This window comes from Streptomyces sp. NPDC058579 (assembly GCF_042718575.1).
Classification (GTDB): domain Bacteria; phylum Actinomycetota; class Actinomycetes; order Streptomycetales; family Streptomycetaceae; genus Streptomyces.
In genome coordinates this window covers 75,976-91,792 of the sequence record NZ_JBHXPI010000017.1, presented here as the reverse complement: position 1 = coordinate 91,792, position 15,817 = coordinate 75,976, and the positions used below count along the sequence as shown (strand labels likewise).

Genomic DNA, 15,817 nt, shown 5'->3' with positions numbered 1-15,817 from the left:
GCTCCCTCCCCGCGCCACGCTCCCTCCCTCCCCGCCACGGGGACATCTCGTACTGGAGAGACCATGTCCGCACAGCCCTCCGCAGCCGAGTTCGACTACGTCGTGGTCGGCGGCGGCACCGCCGGGGCCGTCGTCGCGGCCCGCCTGTCGGAGGATCCCGCTGTCAGCGTCTGCGTGCTGGAGGCGGGCCCGTCCGACGAGGGCGACGAGAGCATCCTGCGCCTCGACCGGTGGATGGCGCTGCTGGAGTCCGGCTACGACTGGGACTACCCGGTGGAGCCGCAGGAGAACGGCAACAGCTTCATGCGCCACGCCCGTGCCAAGGTGCTCGGCGGCTGCTCCTCGCACAACTCGTGCATCGCCTTCTGGTCGCCGGCCGAGGACCTCGACGAGTGGGGCGCGATGGGCTGCTCGGGCTGGAGCGCGGCCGACTGCTTCCCGTTGTACAGGCGCCTTGAGACCAACGACGGCCCCGGCGACCACCACGGCCGCTCCGGTCCCGTGACGATCCGCTCGGTGCCGCCCAGGGACCCGTGCGGCCGGGCGCTGTTGGCGGCCTGCGCGGCGAGCGACATCCCGACGGTGCCGTTCAACTCCGGCCGCACGGTGGTGCGCGGCGCGAACTGGTTCCAGATCAACTGCCGCGAGGACGGGACCCGTTCGTCCGCCTCGGTGTCGTACCTGCACCCCGTGATGGGGAAGCGGCCCAATCTTGAGGTACGCACCGGGGTGCAGGCGAGGCGGCTGCTCTTCGACGGCGCGCGCTGCTCGGGTGTGGAGTATCTGCAGCCGGACGCCGTGCATGTCGACTCCGTACGGGCGCGGCGCGAGGTGATCGTCTCCTGCGGGGCGATCGACTCGCCGAAGCTGCTGATGCTGTCGGGAATCGGGCCCGCCGCCCATCTGCGCGACAACGGCGTGGACGTACGGGTGGACTCGCCCGGCGTCGGCTCGCACCTCCAGGACCATCCCGAGGGGGTGATCATGTGGGAGGCGAAGCAGCCCATGGTCACCTCGTCCACGCAGTGGTGGGAGATCGGGATCTTCGCGGACACCCAACCGGGTCTTGACCGGCCGGATCTGATGTTCCACTACGGCTCGGTCCCGTTCGACATGAACACCTACCGTCGCGGCTATCCGACCACCGACAACGCCTTCTGCCTCACGCCGAACGTCACCCGCGCCCGCTCACAGGGCACGGTCCGGCTGCGCAGCCGTGACTTCCGGGACAAGCCGAAGGTCGACCCGCGCTACTTCACCCACGAGCACGACATCCGCGTGATGACCCACGGGCTGCGGCTGGCACGGGAGATCGCGGCGCAGGCGCCGCTCGCCGACTGGAAGGGTGCGGAGCTGGCGCCCGGACCGGACGCCACGACCGACGAGGAACTCTTCTCCTACATCCGCCAGACGCACAACACGGTCTACCACCCGGCGGGCACCGTGCGGATGGGCGCCGAGGCCGACTCGGACTCCCCCCTCGACCCGCAGCTGCGGGTCAAGGGGGTGCAGGGGCTGCGGGTGGCGGACGCCTCGATCATGCCGTTCCTGCCCGCGGTCAATCCGTGCATCACCACGATGATGATCGGCGAGAAGTGCTCGGACATGATCCGGGCCGAACGGTGACCGCAACGTAGGCTCTGCCGGTACGAGCTCTGCCGGTACGGCTCAGCTGTGGGGGCCGTACGCCGCCGACAGCACGCGCGGTCCCCAGAACAGCTTCGTGGGGCCGGTACGGAAGCGATCGATCTCGAACGTGCCGCAGCGCCGCAGCAGTTCGCGGAAGGCGATCCGTACCTCCAGGCGGGCCAGCGCCGCGCCCGTGCAGTGGGTGGCGCCCTCGCCGAAGCCCACGTTGGTGGCGCTGTTGCGGCGCCGGAGGTCGAACCGGTCGGGGTCCGGGAACTGCCGGGGGTCCCGGTTGGCCGCGCCCCGCAGCAGCACCACCCGCGAGCCGGCCGGAATCCGCACCCCGTGCAGTTCGATGTCCTCGGCTGCCTCCCGCAGGTTGTACTGCGTGGTGCTGTAGTAGCGCAGGGCCTCGTCGGCGAGGTTGTCCAGCAGTTCGGGTTCGGCCCGCAGGGCCTGTTGCTGGTCCGGGTTCTCGCACAGGGCCCGCATGGCGTTGCCGATCAGATTGGTGACGTTCTCGAAGCCGGCCACGAGCAGGGTGAACGCCAGCGAGAGCAGCTCGTCCTCGGTGAGTCGTTCGCCGTCCTCCTCGGCGATCTTCACGAGATCGCTGATCAGACCGGGCGGCAGGGGCAGGCACCGGCGCAGGAGGCCGCGGCGTTCGGCGATCAGGGCGGCGAAGAACCCCTCGAAGGCGGCGCCGCCTTCGACCGCCAGCCTCTTCTCCTCGTCCGTGGGGAAAGGGTCGGCGATCGGCAGCACCTGATGGGTCCAGCCGAGGAAGGGGGACCGGTCCCGCGGCTCGATCCCCAGGAACTCGCAGATGACGAGGAAGGGGAGGGGGTGACCCAATACCGGTACGAGATCGAGCACACCGCCCGACGGGTCCAGCGCCGCCTCGTCGAGCAGCCCGGCGCAGACCTCCTCGATCCGGGGGACCAGCTCCGCCACCCGGCCCCGGGTGAACGTGCGGACGATCAGCCGCTTGAGCCGGCCGTGGTCCGGGTCGTCGAGGCCGAACAGATTGGGCCCGAGGATCCGGTGCAGCGCGGTGCCGCGGAACTCCTCGAACTGGCCCGTGAGCGAGCTGCCCCGCACCAGCCTGTTCCGGTCGCGGCCGAGCACCGCGATGTCCTCGTACCGGGACAGGAAGAACAGCCCGGTCTGCGGGCTGAAATGGACGGGGCAGCTCTCGCGCAGCTCCCGGTACGCGGGATACGGGTCGTCCATGACGCCCGGCGCGAACGGGTTGAATCCCTCAGGGGGAAGGCTCCTCATGGCATGGGGAACGTGCCTCCGTGCCATCGGGGTTCGCCGCCCATGGGGGAAACAGCGCTGCGCTCACAACGGCGCCCGGGCACCCTCCTGCATACGGCCCCTCAGGTGGGTCGCGGCGCTGCGGTAGTCCTCGTTCTCCGCGCGCAGCCCCAGCCGTTCGGTCACCTCCACCAGGTGTTCGAGCACCTTGACCTCACCCGTGATGAACTTCTCCGCGCGGGCCTCGGCCAGCCCCTCCTCAAGCTGCTGAAGTGCCGCCCACGGGTCCCCCGTCCGGCACAGCGCGACGCCCTGTACGTCGCACAGCAGCACCCCCACCAGCCCCCGCGCACCGGGCATCAGCCGCGCCCGTTCGGCGTGGATCAGGGCCCGGTCGGCCCGGCCCCGGTCCAGGTACAGCCGGGCCACGTGGTGCAGGGCGATGGCCGCCGTGCCGTAGTCCCGGATCTCCTCCGCGACCCGGGCCGCCTCCTCGTACACCGCGACCGCGGCCTCGTACGAGCCGCACGCGGCATGCGCGAGGCCGAGGTTGATCAGGGCCTGGGCCAGATCACAGTCGTCGCCCGTCCGTACGGCCAGCTCCCGGGAGCGCTCCAACAGCGGGATCGCGTCCTCGGCCCGGCCCGCCTCCACGGTGGCCCAGCCCAGCAGGTTCGCCACCCGGGTCTCCGCGCACGGATCACCGGTCGCCCGGGCGGCCCGCAGGGCGTGGGCCACCACCGGGGTCCAGTCACGATGGCTCTGCCACGTCATCAGCGGCCACACCAGCACCGTCAGGCGCCAGGCCCGGCCCGCCTCACCGGCGCGCGCGGCGGCCTCGATCGCCGCGCAGAGATTGGCCGACTCCGTCTCGTACCAGTCGAGTACCGCACGCCGGTCGGTGAGCACGGGGATGTCCTGCGGCCGCTCGCACCAGCCGGGCAGATCGCAGCAGGGCCGGCCCTCGGGGTCGTAGACCCGGGAGGCCGCATACGCCGTGTGCACGTAGAAGTCGAGCAGACCGCGCAGCCGGTCGCCGCGCCCCTCCGCACCGTACTGACGGGAGAAGAGCTGGACCAGGTCGTGGCAGGAGTAGCGGCCGAGCGAGCGCTGCTCGATCAGGTGCGCACCCGCCAGCGCGGCCAGCGCCCGGCGGGAGGCGGCCAGCGGCATCCGGCACGCGGCCGCGATGGCGTGGGCGGTGAAGTCACCGCCCGGGACGACGCTGAGCGCCGAGAAGACCGCCTGGGCCTCGCCGCTGAGCGCCCGTACGCTCAGCGTCAGCGCGGCGGTGATGTCGGCGTCCTCGATCGCCAGGGCCGCCAACCGCTGCTGCTCGTCGCCCAGTTCGTCCGCCACCGACGCCAACGACCACCAGGGATGCGCCGCCAGCCGTGCGGCCGTGATCCGCAGGGCCAGCGGAAGCCCGCTGCACAGCCGTACGAGCTCCCGCGCGGCCTCGGGTTCCCGCTCGATCCGGTCGTCGCGGAGAGCGACCCGCAGCAGCGCCAGGCCCTCCTCCTCGTCCAGCACCCCGACCGGCACCAGGGCCGCACCGTCGAGGGCCAGCAGCCCGTCGAGGCGCAGCCGGCTGGTGACGATGGTCGCCGAACCGCCGCCGCCCGTCAGGAGCGGCCGCACCTGGGCCGACTCGCGGGCGTCGTCCAGCAGGATCAGCAGCCGGCGCTGCGCCAGCATCGAGCGGTACAGGGCCTGCGCGGCGGCCGGGTCGTCGGGTATCAGGTCCTGCGGTACGCCGAGCGCCGAGAGGAACCCGCTGATCACCACCGAGGGCTCCACCGGGGTCGAGCCGTCGAAGCCGTGCAGGTCGGCGAACAACTGCCCGTCCGGATAGTCGCCGGCGTGGCTGTGGGCCCAGCGCAGGGCGAGCGAGGTCTTGCCGACCCCAGCCTGGCCGACGACCAGGGCGACGCCTGAGGAGTCCGGAGCCAGCGCCCGGTCCACGGAACGGAACTCGTCGGTCCGGCCGATGAAACCGCCCGGCGTGCGGGGGAGCTGGGCCGGACGGATCCGCTGGCCGGAGGGGGCGGGAGGGGGCGCCGGGGCGGTCGGGGGCCGCAGTGCCTGGGGAGACGCGATGACGGTACGCGGGGCACGTCGTGCGGCCGGTACCTGCGGCCCGGAACGCATCCGGCCGAGCAGGTCGGCGAACGCCTCCTGGAGCTGCGGACTGGGAGCGACGCCGAGGTCGAGCTTCAGCTGTTCGCGCGTCGCGTGGTACATCCGCAGCGCCTCCGCCTGCCGACCCTCCTGCTGGTGGCAGAGCATCAGCAGCCGCACCAGCGACTCGCGCAGCGGGTTCTCCTCCACCGCGGCGGCCAGCCGGGGCACGGCGAGGCCCGCGCGCCCGGTCCGCAGGAGCCGCTCTCCCAGCAGTTCCAGGGCCCGCAGCCGGGTGTGCTCCAGGCGGGCTTCGGCGCAGGAGCGCAGCGAGCGCGACTCGCAGTCCTCCAGGGCCGGCCCGCGCCAGAGGTCGAGGGCCGAGTCCAGCAGACGGACGGCCTCGTCGTCCGACGCCTCCTGGGCCGCCGCCACGAGGTCCTCCATGTGGTGGGCGTCGACCAGGTTCCGGTCTGCCATCAGCGCGTACCCGGGGGCCCGCGTCACCAGGTGCAGCGTGCTGTCGAGCCGGGTGCGCAGGCTCGCGACATGGCCCTGGAGCGCGGCCTTGGCACTCGGCGGCGGTCTTTCGTCCCAGACCAGGTCGAGCAGCCGCTCCACCGGTACGACCCGGTTCAGGTTCAACGCCAGGGCGGCGAGCACGGCTCGGCGCCTGGCACCCCCGAGGGGTACGCAGTCACCCTCGTCGGAGCGCAGCTCTGACGGTCCCAACAGCAGTAACTTCATGATTCCCACCCCACCGGCCGATGCGCGAAGCACGTGGAACCACCCGGCACGCGGCGCGTGCGGTCACGGGCGCTTCGGGAGGGTGCTCGCAGCAGCGACTGGAGCGGTCACCGTACCGGCTCCAGCGGATTCCAGACCAGTGGCTGAAAACCGCTGAAACGGAGTCAAACCGCCTTGAGGCAGGTCCGAGGTTAGCCCATGACCGTTGCACGGATGGGCGTGCCTTTCGGTTCAGCAGACTTCACCGCTTTTCGGCGGCTGAGGGGGGAATTCCGGGTGGCGCGAGATGATCTTGAAGATGAATCGCCGTGGTGCGGGCATCCGGGGGGGGGGGGGCTACCAGGGGCTGCTGCTGGTGGTCGAGCCGTGGGAGGAGCCGGTGCGGCCGGGGGCAGCGGCGGGAGGGGCGGGTGTGGGCGCGGCGAAATCGGTGCCGCCCGACGAGGACTGGGTGACCGAGCGGGCGGGGCCGGCAGACGTGCGACTGGCGGGGCCGGTGGACGAGGACTGGGTGGTTGTACGCGAGGGGGCGTCGAGCCCACGGTCGCGGGCCTGTCCGTGGCCGAGGTCGAGGTCGCGCTCCGTCGGCTCGCCCGTCCGCTCCAGACGCAGCACCAGGTTGCGCTCGTGCGCGTTCCCGTGGGCCCAGTCCACGTCCTTGCTGGTGATCGTCTGGGTCCTGACCCCGTCGACGGTCTCCCACCGGCCGCGGACCGCCCGGACATTGGGCCGCCAGACGCCCTCGTACTGGTGCTCCACCTCCAGGTGCCAGCTCGGGGCGTCGATGTGCCGGACCGCGCCCACCGTGCCCGGAATCTCGATCCGGGCCCCGCCGACGCCGGACACGACGACCACGGCGCGCTGGGGGAAGTCGGCGTCCACGGCGACGACGGTGATCCGGCAGGGGCCCTCGTACCAGGCCATGGGTGTTCCTCCAGGTGAGTCTCGGGTTCGGGGCGGTCGGGCGGGGGACGGAGGTCGGGCGGGAGCGGAGGTCAGGTGGGGAGGGAGGTCAGTCGCGGCCGAACTCCTGGGCCACCAGGGCCGCCAGCTCGTAGTACGCCGCCCGGGTACGGTGGCGCAGCCGCTCCGGGTCGATCTCCCCGCCGCGGGCGAGATGCTCGTCGTACGGCACCGTCACCACGGCCCGGCAGCGGCGGCGGAAGTGGGAGACGACGTCTTCGACCCGGATCAGCCGGCCGGAGGACCGCACGCCGGAGACGACGGTCACGGCGTCGCGCGCCTTGTCCTGGAGGCCGTTGGCGTTCAGCCAGTCGAAGGTGATGTCGGCGCTGCTCGCCCCGTCGACGCTCGGGGTGGCGACGACGACCAGCTGGTCCGTCAGGTCGAAGATGCCGCGCATGGCGTCGTGCAGCAGTCCGGTGCCGGAGTCGGTGAGGACGATCGGGTACTGGCCGCTGAGCAGTTCGACGACCCGGCGGTAGTCCTGCTCGCCGAACTGCCGGGAGACGGCCGGGTCGGTGTCGTTGGCGAGGATCTCCAGACCGCTGGGCGCCTGGGAGGTGAACCTCCGGATGTCCATGTACGTGTGCAGGTCGGGCAGCACCGCCAACAGGTCCCGGACCGTGGCGCCGGACTGCCGCTGCACGCGGCGGCCCAGCGTGCCGGAGTCCGGGTCCGCGTCGACCGCGACGACCCGGTCGGCCCGTTCGCGGGCCAGGACCGCGCCGAGTGCGGTCGTGGTCGTGGTCTTGCTGACCCCGCCCTTGAGGCTGATCACCGCGATGCGCCGGCTGCGCCACAGCGGGGTACGGATGGCCTCCGAGAACCCGCCCGGCGCCCGGCGCCGGCCGACGCGGAACCGCTCGCGGGGCGTACGGCGTACCAGGTGTTCGGCCGACAGTTCCGTGGCCTCGGCGAGGCCCATCGGGGCTGCCGGTACTAGGCCTTCGGCCGTTTCGGCGACGGCGGCGGGCGTCGCCGGCGCCGCCGGCACCGCCTCCACGGTTTGGACGACGAGGACGGTCTCTACGACAGCCTCCGCGGGCTCCACGGGCTCCGTGGCCTCCGCAGGCTCGCCGGTCTCCTCGGCCTCTTTGGGCTCGGCGGTCTCCACGGGCTCGTTGGCCTCCACGGCCTCGACAGGCTCGGGGGCAGGGCCGGGCCAGTGGGCCGGGCCGTAGTCGGGGGCGCCCGTCCAGTGGCCGGGGTCGTTCATGTCGTTCCTGTCCACGACGAGCGTCACTTCGCGGTCCCTTTCACTGTCCCGGCCATGCCGGGGCGAGGCCGTGTTGTTCCAGCAGGGGGCGGAAGGCCCGTACGGCGTAGAAGTTCCGGGACTTGACGGTGCCCGGTGGGACCCCGAGGACGGCTGCTGCGTCGACGGTGGTGCGGTCGTTGAGGTGCAGCTCGACGAGTACCTGCCGGTGGTGCGGGGGCAGTTCGGCGAGTACGCCGTGGATGTCGTGGGCGACCAGGATCTCGTCGTACGGATCGTGCGTGGACGGCCGGTCCTCCGGGGTCTCGTCGCCGAGTTCCTTGGCGCGGGCGGCCTGCATCCGGAAGTGGTCGATGGCGATCCGGCGCGCCACGGTGTAGAGCCACGGACGGCCGTGCTCCGGGCCGCGGGTCAACGCCTGCGGGTTCTGCCAGGCGCGAAGGAACGTTTCTTGGAGCATGTCCTCGGCCCTGCCTCGGTCACCGCTGGTCAGGCGGAGCAGGGCGCGCAGCAGGTACGGGGAGTGCAGCCGGTACAGCTCGGCGAGCGTGTCGCGATCCATCGTCGGGCGGCGCGCCGCGCCGTTGCCGTCACCCCGGCCCTCCGCCTTGCACGCGGCCGTGCCGGTCGCGACGGCTGTGCCAGTGCTCGTGTCCGATTCCGCGTCCATGCCTGTGCCTGTGCCTGTGTCCGATTCCGCGTCCGCGCCCACATCCGTCTGCGTGCCCGAGCCCGTGTCCCTGGCGTTCGTGTCGCGGGCCTCGTCCCGGGCGGACCGGTCGGCCGTCAGGTCAGGGTCCGGGTGCGCGCTCTGCCGCTCGTTCACCATCACGGCTGTTCCTCCCGCATCGCACCGCCGGCCTGGTCGTGGGGCCGTACGGCAACCGTCCGACCGCCTTGTTCCGGCGTGTCGGGCTTGACTGGTGTGAGAGTCCCAGCCCCGCCCAACGTCCCACCAACGATTCGCCAACGACCTCCAGCGGCACCCGACGAGCCCGGGCGCGGCCCCCGCCGACATGCCGTCAGAGCGCCTCCGTCGTGTGCTTCCTCTCCGCCGCAGGGGCCTGATACCGGCCCGGCCGCCAGCCGCGTCGGCGCCCTCCCGGCACCACCACGGCGGCACCGGCCACCCCCAGCGCCACGGCCAAGGCCCCCGCCGAGACCAGGTAGGCGGGACCCGCGGCCGACGGTCCGGGGTCCGGCGGCATCGCCACGCCCGTGGCGGTGGCCCTCGTGCCGGAGGGCAGGGACGGTGCCGGGACCTTCTGCTCCTCGGGGAGCACCGCCGTGACGGCGGCCACCGGGTCCACCCCGGCCGGGCCGGACGCGGTGGCCCGCAGCCGGTGGGCGAGCGCCGCGCCGCCGAGGTCCGGCCGGTAGCCGAGCACCAGCGCCGCGGTACCGGCCACCAGGGCGGCGGCGTAACTCGGCCCCGACGCGGTGAACTGGCCCTTGCCGCCCGGGCCCGGTCCCATCACGGCCTCGCCCGGCGCCGTCAGGTCCACCCGGCCCACCGGTGTCAGCCGGGCCGGAGCCCCGCCCGGGGTCGTCGCCGCGACCGACAGCACCTGCGGATGGGCCGCCGGGTACGCCGGGCCCCTGGTGTCCGCGTCGGCGGAGACCGGGGCGATCACGACCGCGCCCTTGGCCACGGCGTACCGTACGGCGCCCGAGAGGGACGGGCTGTCCGAGCCGGCCACGGCCACCACGGCGATGACGCGGGCGCCGCCGTCGGCGGCCACCCGGATCCCGGCGCCCAGCAGATCAGGAGTCGTGTTTCCGCGCCGGTCGGTGACGGGCACGTCGAGGATCCGGGCGCGGGGGGCGATCCCCGAGAACCCCGTACCGGGCGTGCGGGCCGCGGCGATCAGGCCCGCCGTGAAGGTGCCGTGGCCCGCGCAGTCGGTCGCCGGGCCGCCGTCGAACAGGCGGGCCTTCCGGCTGAGCCGGCCGGCCAGCAGCCCGGATGCGTCGTCCACGCCCGAGCCGACCACCGCGACCGTCACCCCCGCGCCCTCGGTCAACGGCCAGATGGTGTCGGGGCGCAGGTGTGCCTGCGGCCACGGCATCCGGGTGACGGTACGGTCCGACGCCTTGAGGCACGCGTCGCCGCCGACGAGCCGTTGCGAGAGCCCGGGCAACGAGGTCGGCTCCGACCCCGACGCCGATCCCGACCCCGACCCCGACGCCGATCCCGACCCCGACCCCGACCCCGATCCCGACTCCGCCGACGGCGTCGTGCCCGGACCCGTGGCGGCCGACGCCAAGGGCATCGCCGTCGCCGCCGTCGCCGCCGGGGTCGCGACCAACACCCCGCACACCAGAGCCGCCGTCACGGCGGCGGCCCGCCCGCCCGGGGTCATGCGGCGCCTTCCGGCACCCGGTCCCACGGGATGTCCTGCGGCAGCAGCAGGCTGAGCTCGGCCAGGTCGTCGATGTCCAGCTTGCTGAGCCGCCCTGCCTGCCGGGTGATCATCGACTCCAGCGTCTGCCGGGCGAAGCGGCCGTTGCCGAAGGTCCGGTCGCGCGGTACAGCGCCGAACATCTCCCCGAGCGCTGCCAGGGTCTCGGGCGGGCACACGTACCCGGCCTTGTCGGCCAGTACCTCCACGATCCGTACCAACTCGTCGTCCGTGTAGTGCTCGAACGACACCGACCGCGAGAACCGGGACGCCAGACCGGGGTTGGAGTCAAGGAAGCCCCGCATCTCGTCGGCGTACCCGGCGACGATGACCACCACCTCGTCGCGGTGGTCCTCCATCAGCTTCATCAGGGTGTCGACGGCCTCCTGGCCGAAGTCGTTGCCCGTGCCGCCGCGCGGGGTCAGCGTGTAGGCCTCGTCGATGAACAGCACGCCACCGCGCGCCTTGTCGAACGCCTCCTTCGTCAACTGGGCGGTGTGGCCGACGAATCGGCCGACCAGATCGGCCCGGGCGGTCTCGATCAACTGCCCGCCCGGCAGGACGCCCAGCTCCGCGAGCAGTTGCCCGTAGAGCCGGGCCACCGTCGTCTTGCCCGTACCGGGCGGGCCCGAGAACACCAGGTGGTGGCTGATGGTGGCGGTGGGCAGCCCGGCCTCCTTGCGCCGGTTGACCTGCTTGATCAGGTTCACCAGGTCCTCGACCTGCTCCTTGGCGGCCGGCAGACCGATCATCCCGCGCAGCTCGTCCAGCAGTTCCGTCTTCCGTTCGGCCGCCGGAGTGCCGGCCGCGGCTGCCGCGGCGGCGGCCGTCGGCCCGACGTCCTCGGGTGTCAGCAGTGCCAGGTCCGCGTTGCCGATCTCCGGCAGGGTGGCCAGGCGGGACGCCTGGCGGTCGACCATCTCCTCGAACACCTTGCGCGCGGCCCGGCCGTTGCCGAAGTCGGCGCCCTTCTGCACGGTCTCGAAGTGCAGCGTCAGCGCCTCACGGGTACCGTCGCCGAGCTGGTAGCCGTGCGAGGCCGCGGACATCGCCACGATCGTCGTCAGCTCGTCGTCCGAGTAGTTCTCGAACTCCACCGTCCGGCTGAAGCGGGACGCGAGACCGGGGTTGGAGTCGAGGAAGCCCTGCATCTGCTCCGAGTAGCCGGCCACGATGACCACCACCTCGTCGCGGTGGTCCTCCATCAGCTTGACCAGCGTGTCGATGGCCTCCCGGCCGAAGTCCGGGCCCGTGCCGCCGCTGCCCTGCGAGAGCGTGTACGCCTCGTCGATGAACAGCACGCCGCCCAGCGCCCGTTGGAAGACCTCGGTGGTCTTGATCGCCGTACCGCCGATGATCGACGCCACCAGGTCCGCGCGCGCCACCTCGACCAGGTGGCCCGACGGCAGGACGTCCAACTCGGCGAGGATCGAGCCGTAGAGCCGGGCCACCGTCGTCTTACCGGTACCGGGCGGCCCCGCGAAGATCAGATGGCGGCTCATCGGCAGGGCGGGCATGCCGGCCAACTCGCGCCGCCGCGCCAGCTTGTTGAGATTGACCAGGGTGTCGACCTGATCCTTCACCCCGTCCAGACCGACGAGCGTCTGCAGGGCCTCCAACGGGCCCTTCGGCTGGGCCGGGCCCGAGCGGGCCCCCGGCTCCGCCGCCCCGACCGCCCCCGACTCCTCGTCGGCGAGACCTCGTTCGGCCCCCTCACCTCCCTCGGGGCCGTCCGTGGCGGACCGGTCGCCCGGGCGGGAGCCGCCGCCGGAGGTCCCGGCGCCGAGCTCGCCGTGCGCGTCCGGGTACCCGTTCTCCACGCTGGTGAGGTTCTCGACCGCAAGGCGCGTCGAGGGCTTCGACTGGCGCAGCCCCGAGCCCCGGTTGCCGGAGACCGCGCAGTCGTGCACCCGTACCGCTTCGGTGGAGTCGATCCGGATGCCGTCGGCCGTGTTGTCGACGGCCTCGCACCGGGTCAGAGTCGCTCGCCCGCCCGCCGCGACCTGGAAGCCGTGCCGCCGGGAGGACCGGGCCCGGGTACGGGTCGCGGTCAGCTCACCACCCGCCTCGACCAGCACCCCCTCCTGCGGCGACTCGGCCACGTCGCAGTCCCGAAGCGTGGCCACACCGCCGTCGCCGATCGTGATCGCGGCCGCGCCCGTGTCCCGAACCGCCGTGTTGCCGACGTACGCGTTGCCGCCGTCGGCGATCCGGACGCCGGCCTGTCCGGTGCCGTAGATCTCCGAACCCTCCAGCCGGCCCCGCCCGTCGCGGGTCACCTCCACACCGAACCCGCGTACGTCGGACACCGTCACGCGCCGCAGCATCGGGTTCGCGCCCTCCGCGACGCGCACCCCAGTCCCGCTGCAGTCCCGGACCTCAAGGCGGTCGAAGTCCGGCGAGCTGTCCCCGGTCAGCTGGACCCCCGCCTCCTTGGCGTCGCGGACCGAGCACCTGCTGAACGAAGGACCCGAACTCTCCTCCACCCAGATGCCGTTGGCTTCCGCCGCGCTGACCTCGCACTCCTCGAAGGTGCCCCGGGACCGGCCGGTGACGTGGATGCCGTTGCCCTTCGTACGGGAGGTCCGGCACCGCCGCAGCACCGGATCGGTCCCCTCGGCGAGCGCGATGCCGTGCACCTTCGTGCCGGTCACCGAACACTCCTCAAGCACCACCCGGTCCGCCGAGCTGATGTACACGCCCAGCAGGCAGTCCCGTACGGACGTCCGCACCACTCGGGTGGCGCAGTTCTGCTCCAGGGCGATCGCGGGCTTGTCGGTGGCGGAGATCTCGCAGTCCTCGATCACCCCCCGGCCCTCGCCGTTGGCGACCACGCCGTTGCCGCGGGCGTCGCGCAGCACACAGTTGCGGAACGTCGGATTGGCGCGCTCCCCGATGACCACGGCCGAGGTGCCCAGGTGCTCCACGATGGAGTCCTCGATCACGCTGGTGCCCGTGGAGGTCTCCACGATGCCCGCCCCGCCGGGATTGGTCACCCGGCAGCCGCGCATCGCCAGCGAGCCCTGCTGCCGGGTGAGCACGGCCGTCCAGGCGTTGCCCACCACCTCGCAGTCCTGGAGCGCCGCCTGACCGCGCGGCACGTCCACCGCGGGCAGTTCCTCGTCCTGGCCCTGCAGGACGAGACCGGTCAACTGCACGGCTTCGGCCACCACCTGGACCACCGTGCCCTTGCGCGGGACCACCCGTACGGTGCCCTGCGGGTCCTCTGCGGTGATCGTCACCACCTTGGTGATCACGAGGTTCTCCTCGTACCGGCCCGCCCGCACCGAGATCACCGCCCCGCTGCGCGCCGCCTCCAGCGCCGCTCCAATCGTGCGGAACGGGCCGTTCGGCCCGCCGGAGCCGGACGGGCCGCCGCCGCTCTGCGCCTCTTGCGCGCACACGGTCAGCACATGGCGCGACATGGCTGGTGGTTCCCTTCGTCGTGGGCCGGTGGTGGTGGTTCGGGGCGGTCCGGTCAGGGGCAGTCCGGTTCGGGGCGGTTCAGGAGGAGGTGCACTGGACGCGCACGGCGTCGCCCCCGTGATGGGCGTACGTCTTGGTCGACCCCGACCAGTCCTGGCCCCGGTCGTGCAGCTTCACGGCCAGCCGGCCGCCGGTGATCCGGAACGTGCCCGCGCCGACCCAACGGCCCAGCTGGGAGGGCTGGTTCACGGTGAACGAGCCGAGGAAGGGGCTGCTGCCCGAGTCACCGGCGTGCACGGTGTAGTACGACGGCTTCCCGCCGACCGCCTTGATGTCGCTGTTGTTCGGAATGTGTACGGAGACCTGGCAGGTGCCGGTGGTGACGGCGCCGGTGCGGAAGGTCCACAGCATGGAGTTCTTCGCGTCCGAGCCGTTGTGGCCGGACATCGGCATGGCGAAGAAGTCGCCGTTGCAGCCGCTGCTGCCGTAGCCGCCGGTTCCGAACTGCTTCCAGCCCTCCTTGCCGTCGGTGTACCAGCCGCGGCGGCTGAAGCCGGTGCCCGCGCCGGTGCACCCCGGGCCGGCCACGGCGGTGTACTCCTTCTTGGGCGGGGCCGAGGGGGCCGTCGTACGCGGGTCGGAGGCCGGCTGCTGCTTGTTCTGGCCGGGCGCGGTGGTGGGGGATCCGGCCGGGCCGGAGCCCTGCCCGGTGGCGGGTGCGTTACGGGGGCCGGCAGCCGGGCTGCCGCTGGGGCTGCCGCCCTTGCCGGTGCCGGTGCCGGTGTTGGTCACGGGGGTGTTCGAGTTGGAGGTGCCCTTGGTCGGAGCGGCGGCCGCGCCCGGGGCGGCGACACCGGGCAGTAGCGACCCCTTGTCCGGCGCGTCGGCCCCCGGTACGAAGCCGTCGGGGGCGCCGTCGGGCTGGTTGAAGCCCGTGGGCCGGGGCGGGACGCGGCTGGGGGTGGAGTCGCCGCCGAGCTGGGAGAGCAGCAGGGGCAGGCCCATGAGCACCACGCCCGAGGTGGCCGCCGCCGCGATCATCGGCTTCGAGATCCGCCGCGTCGGGCGCGGGGGCGAGGGCGTGGCGGGGGCCGCGACGGCTGCGGCGGCCAGGGTGTCGGCGGCCGCTTCCTGGGCCGCTTCCTGGGCCGTCTCCTCGGAAGCTGCTGAGGGCTCGGCCGCTTGGTCCGGCTGTCCGGACAGGGTGGCTTCGGGGACCGCCGCTACGGCCCCGGCGACCGGAGCGGTCGCGGGCTCGGGCTCGGGATTGGCCTCGGCATCGGGCTCGGGATCGGGGTGCGCCGCTTCGGAAGCCGAGGGTTCCGGGGCGGGCGCGGGCGCGGGTACGGGCAGGGGTGGGCTCGCCGGGCCGGTGGCCGTCGCCGGCTCCTCGCCGGCCGCCTGCCAGGCGACCGCAGGCAGGGCGATGGCCGCCGGCGCCCCGCCGGCGGTCCCGTGCCGCTGTTCGTTGTTGTCCACCGTGTTTCCCCTCGGTCTGCGCGGTACTCCCGCAACCGGTTCGAACGGACCGGCACCGGCCCGTGGTTCAGCGGGGCCGGTCAGCTCAGCACGTGAACCGTTTCGCCCTCCGGCGCCGGGGTGAGCACGAAGGCGACGGCCCGCTCGACGGCCTCCTGGTCCAGCGGCCCCGGGATCACGTAGTCCGGGCCGCTCAGGTGCGCGAGGAGGCCCGGCTCCGGTGCGAGGGCGTACTGCTCCAGGTAGTACGTGACCGTGTCCGTCCATACCCAGGTGCCGTCCGTCCGGAAGTTCATCGGCACCTCCGAGCGCCGCTCGGGGTTCAGTACGTCGTCCATCAGCACCGGAGTCACCAGCACGGGCGTGCCCGCGTTGAGGCGCTCGACGAGCAGGCCCAGCAGCTCCGGGTCCTCGACCGCCGGGTGGTCGACGGCGAAGCCGGGCCCGGTCTCCGGGTCCACGTGGTCGAAGACGGCGGCGAGCCGGAACTCCGGGGCGGTCGGGTCGGTCATGGCGAGGTCCTGTCCTTGGGGGCCGGGGCGGACGGCCCGGCGGTCGTACGCTCCCGGGAGAA

At 73.0% G+C, this 15,817-nt stretch carries 11 protein-coding genes; 2 read left to right on the top strand and 9 right to left on the bottom strand.

Going from position 1 to position 15,817, the window contains the following annotated elements:
* The first annotated feature begins 63 nt into the window (after positions 1-63).
* Positions 64-1,626 (top strand): GMC family oxidoreductase, encoded by a 1,563-nt coding sequence (locus tag ACFWRO_RS20555; protein ID WP_384512188.1) that lies wholly within the window; start codon positions 64-66, stop codon positions 1,624-1,626.
* Between the two features lie 42 nt (positions 1,627-1,668).
* Here the strand turns inward: ACFWRO_RS20555 and ACFWRO_RS20550 are convergent, their stop codons facing one another.
* The 6 genes from ACFWRO_RS20550 to ACFWRO_RS20525 form a co-directional block, all read right to left on the bottom strand.
* A complete protein-coding gene (locus ACFWRO_RS20550) occupies positions 1,669-2,910 on the bottom strand; it encodes a cytochrome P450 (RefSeq protein ID WP_384512186.1) in 1,242 nt (413 codons plus the stop codon).
* A 63-nt stretch (positions 2,911-2,973) separates the two neighbouring features.
* Entirely contained in the window at positions 2,974-5,757 is a 2,784-nt protein-coding gene (locus tag ACFWRO_RS20545; RefSeq protein WP_384512184.1) for a BTAD domain-containing putative transcriptional regulator, read from the bottom strand.
* Positions 5,758-6,093: 336 nt separating this feature from the next.
* Positions 6,094-6,681 carry a hypothetical protein gene (locus ACFWRO_RS20540; protein ID WP_384512182.1) on the bottom strand — a complete coding sequence of 196 codons (588 nt, stop codon included), beginning with the start codon at positions 6,679-6,681 and terminating at the stop codon, positions 6,094-6,096.
* A gap of 88 nt (positions 6,682-6,769) precedes the next feature.
* Positions 6,770-7,963 (bottom strand): AAA family ATPase, encoded by a 1,194-nt coding sequence (locus ACFWRO_RS20535; protein WP_384512180.1) that lies wholly within the window; start codon positions 7,961-7,963, stop codon positions 6,770-6,772.
* Between the two features lie 13 nt (positions 7,964-7,976).
* Complete coding sequence (locus tag ACFWRO_RS20530) at positions 7,977-8,765, bottom strand: sigma-70 family RNA polymerase sigma factor (RefSeq protein WP_384512178.1); 789 nt, start codon at positions 8,763-8,765, stop codon at positions 7,977-7,979.
* A 193-nt stretch (positions 8,766-8,958) separates the two neighbouring features.
* Positions 8,959-10,005 carry a S8 family serine peptidase gene (locus ACFWRO_RS20525; protein WP_384512176.1) on the bottom strand — a complete coding sequence of 349 codons (1,047 nt, stop codon included), beginning with the start codon at positions 10,003-10,005 and terminating at the stop codon, positions 8,959-8,961.
* Between the two features lie 25 nt (positions 10,006-10,030).
* On the opposite strand from ACFWRO_RS20525, the gene ACFWRO_RS20520 reads away from it, so the two are divergent.
* Positions 10,031-10,354, top strand: coding sequence for a hypothetical protein (locus ACFWRO_RS20520; protein ID WP_384512174.1), 324 nt, complete (start codon positions 10,031-10,033; stop codon positions 10,352-10,354).
* Here ACFWRO_RS20520 and ACFWRO_RS20515 read toward each other — a convergent pair.
* The 3 genes from ACFWRO_RS20515 to ACFWRO_RS20505 form a co-directional block, all read right to left on the bottom strand.
* Positions 10,296-13,763, bottom strand: coding sequence for a right-handed parallel beta-helix repeat-containing protein (locus ACFWRO_RS20515; protein WP_384512172.1), 3,468 nt, complete (start codon positions 13,761-13,763; stop codon positions 10,296-10,298). The two genes, ACFWRO_RS20520 and ACFWRO_RS20515, sit on opposite strands and share 59 nt — an antisense overlap.
* Before the next feature lie 79 nt (positions 13,764-13,842).
* Positions 13,843-15,243, bottom strand: a complete 1,401-nt coding sequence (locus ACFWRO_RS20510) for a hypothetical protein (RefSeq protein ID WP_384512170.1) — start codon at positions 15,241-15,243, stop codon at positions 13,843-13,845.
* An 80-nt stretch (positions 15,244-15,323) separates the two neighbouring features.
* On the bottom strand, positions 15,324-15,755 hold the full coding sequence (locus ACFWRO_RS20505) for a hypothetical protein (RefSeq protein ID WP_384512168.1): 432 nt from the start codon (positions 15,753-15,755) through the stop codon (positions 15,324-15,326).
* Positions 15,756-15,817 lie beyond the last annotated feature (62 nt).

Excerpts from the sequence above, each read along its gene's own strand:
- ACFWRO_RS20555 (WP_384512188.1), top strand. The coding sequence starts at position 64 with ATGTCCGCACAGCCCTCCGCAGCCGAGTTCGACTACGTCGTGGTCGGC.
- ACFWRO_RS20550 (WP_384512186.1), bottom strand. The coding sequence starts at position 2,910 with ATGAGGAGCCTTCCCCCTGAGGGATTCAACCCGTTCGCGCCGGGCGTC.
- ACFWRO_RS20545 (WP_384512184.1), bottom strand. The coding sequence starts at position 5,757 with ATGAAGTTACTGCTGTTGGGACCGTCAGAGCTGCGCTCCGACGAGGGT.
- ACFWRO_RS20540 (WP_384512182.1), bottom strand. The coding sequence starts at position 6,681 with ATGGCCTGGTACGAGGGCCCCTGCCGGATCACCGTCGTCGCCGTGGAC.
- ACFWRO_RS20530 (WP_384512178.1), bottom strand. The coding sequence starts at position 8,765 with ATGGTGAACGAGCGGCAGAGCGCGCACCCGGACCCTGACCTGACGGCC.
- ACFWRO_RS20525 (WP_384512176.1), bottom strand. The coding sequence starts at position 10,005 with ATGCCGTGGCCGCAGGCACACCTGCGCCCCGACACCATCTGGCCGTTG.
- ACFWRO_RS20515 (WP_384512172.1), bottom strand. The coding sequence starts at position 13,763 with ATGTCGCGCCATGTGCTGACCGTGTGCGCGCAAGAGGCGCAGAGCGGC.
- ACFWRO_RS20505 (WP_384512168.1), bottom strand. The coding sequence starts at position 15,755 with ATGACCGACCCGACCGCCCCGGAGTTCCGGCTCGCCGCCGTCTTCGAC.